This window comes from Exiguobacterium sp. TNDT2 (assembly GCF_003331145.1).
GTDB lineage: Bacteria > Bacillota > Bacilli > Exiguobacteriales > Exiguobacteriaceae > Exiguobacterium.
The window spans coordinates 1-2,286 of sequence record NZ_QLVE01000055.1 but is presented as its reverse complement, the minus strand read 5'-3'; the positions used below and the strand labels follow the sequence as shown (position 1 = coordinate 2,286).

3 protein-coding genes are annotated in these 2,286 nt (G+C 49.2%); 1 reads left to right on the top strand and 2 read right to left on the bottom strand.

Annotated features, from left to right (window positions below; all coding sequences use genetic code 11):
* A partial coding sequence (locus DPV68_RS14420) for a JAB domain-containing protein (RefSeq protein ID WP_198662336.1) occupies nucleotides 1-299 on the bottom strand: 299 nt, incomplete at its 3' end.
* A 371-nt stretch (nucleotides 300-670) separates the two neighbouring features.
* On the opposite strand from DPV68_RS14420, the gene DPV68_RS14415 reads away from it, so the two are divergent.
* Nucleotides 671-1,012: a YolD-like family protein gene (locus tag DPV68_RS14415; protein ID WP_029595514.1), complete on the top strand. Its 342-nt coding sequence runs from the start codon at nucleotides 671-673 to the stop codon at nucleotides 1,010-1,012.
* Between the two features lie 96 nt (nucleotides 1,013-1,108).
* Here the strand turns inward: DPV68_RS14415 and DPV68_RS14410 are convergent, their stop codons facing one another.
* Nucleotides 1,109-2,068: an IS30 family transposase gene (locus tag DPV68_RS14410; protein WP_114167461.1), complete on the bottom strand. Its 960-nt coding sequence runs from the start codon at nucleotides 2,066-2,068 to the stop codon at nucleotides 1,109-1,111.
* Nucleotides 2,069-2,286: the final 218 nt, after the last annotated feature.

The window sequence follows — 2,286 nt, the reverse complement described above, 5'->3', positions numbered from 1 at the left end:
TGCTGATGACAGACGATGAGGCACGAGGCGTTGTTCAAGATGGCGCATTTGAAGACCTCCCGTGGGTGGACGACACTCGAGTTGACGCTCCCGACGTGTGCCCGGTGGACGCCGATGACCCGGTTCTTTGTGTTGAGCATGATGACGAGGAACACTTCACGGTCGTCGTCCCCGATGAACGAGGAACCGATTTGTCGGGCACTGTCCGGTGATTGGATGATGGCGTGCTCGAGAGCGACCATCTCCTCGCGAATCTCTTGTTTGATACGAATGACCTCGATGATGGATGTAAGTTCCATGATGGTTTGTCCCCTTTCGGATAAGCCGAGCTCAGAACGAACACCGTTGTGCGTCCTGTTGACGGGAACGAAGCGAGCGTCGGGAGACGGTGCAAGGGCGACCGCAGGGAGAGCCTCAAAAAAATGCGTAGAGCAAACGGAGGGACAGGCTTCCGTAGCCAACGAGCGAAAAGCCTCGCTTTGAGCCTAAAGCGAAGGAAGACGGGCCGGAGGGCGCGTCATTTTTTTGACGTCCCTTGCACCGAAGACCAGCGAGCTAGAGTACGGAAACAGGACGCACGGATTACCAATCACGAAAAAGGCTGTTCAAACGGGACAAATCGGGTATAAAATAAGAACAAACGTTCGTTTTATTGAGAGGGGTAATTATTATGACGATGTATCGCGATCGGGGCGAATTGAAATGGATCCCATTCCTCATGCCCGAGCACAAGGCGCTACTGACGAAATACTATAAAGAGATTCAAAAAATTGAGATGCCAGATATCGATGAACAGGTCCTATCGGTCTATGAGAATGTGCTGAACGACGCGATCTTCAGCGGAGATTTGGTAGAGGTAAAATATGTGGAGAAGCGGGAGATGAAACGATTCAGAGGATTCGTGCACCGGACGAACTACATGGAGCGGACCGTCGAGCTGGCCAATCAAAGGGAAGGGATCATCCATGTGCCGTTCGAGGCAATCATTCACGTCGAACAATCGATAGACTAACGCCCTGGCGGTTGCTGACGAAAAATCCTTTGCTGCTTTTATAGATGTATCAGTTAAAAGTTGCAGTACACTGATATCTTTAAATCATTCCGTTTGTCAATTTAAGCTAGACAGATCGACTCCATTCAGGTGACTCAAAAATGCCTCCAACGGTGTGCGGTAATTCAGTGACTTTCTTGGGATGTTATTCCGCTTGTCGGCCACCGACGAAATGAATGTTTGATCCACCTGGTTGAAGTCCATTTCCTTTGCCAAGCCGTCTTTCCGCAGGAGCCCGTTGGAGTTTTCATTCAAGGCGCGCTGAGAAGGCGTGCCGGGATCCGCAAAGTAAATCGAGACGTCGTGCCGGTTGCACAACGGTTTCCAATTGGAGAATTCCTTGCCGCAATCAAACGTGATGGATTTGAACAGATTTCTCGGGACCCCTTGGAACCACTGGTTCAACGCAGTTTCAATATCGCAAGCCTTGCGTCCTGCAGGCTTCAGGGCGATGATGACTTTCGTCAGCCGTTCGACCAGCGTGATCACCGCACTTTTGTGGCGGGCACCCACAATGGTGTCGCCTTCGATATGCCCGAACTCTTTTTTGAACGACGGGTTGTCGGCTTCCCGTTCGGAAATATGGCGTTTGAACGCCTGTTTTCCCCGGCGTTCCTGGTGTCCATTGGGTTTCCGTTTTCCTTTCATCGGCAGCGTGGCGGCGTCAAAGACCTGATTTTTGAACATGCGATAGATGGTGCGCGCGGAACAATCGATGGCCGTTTCTGCCCGGCCGACAATGACATCCGGCGTCCAGCCCTGCGCCACCTTGTCTTGAACATAGGCCACTTGTTTCTTCGGCAGGACAATCTTCCGCCGGCCGCAGCGTTTCTTATTTTTCTTGTATTGCGTGTAGAAGTCGAGCGCTGTATGTCCTGATTTCAGGAAATTGATGACGTTGTAGATTGGCTGCCTGGAACGGTTCATCAACTTAGCAATGATCGCTACAGGTATATTTTGGCGGTGGTAGGATTCTATCATCACCAGTTCATCCGTGGTAAGATGGGTGTAGGTCATTCGTGATCACTCCTATGTTTTTCTTTGGTCGGAAAATACATTGTGAGTGTACCACGAATGGCTTTTTCAATTGTCTAGCTTAATTTTACAATCGGCGATTAATGAATGAATGATCAATTTTTGAAAACTTTTTTGTGTTAATTGAATTTAAGTAGAAAAGAGAAGAAGCTTTTGGGCTTCCTCTCTTCCGATAATATCTCATATGTTAACTATAAAAA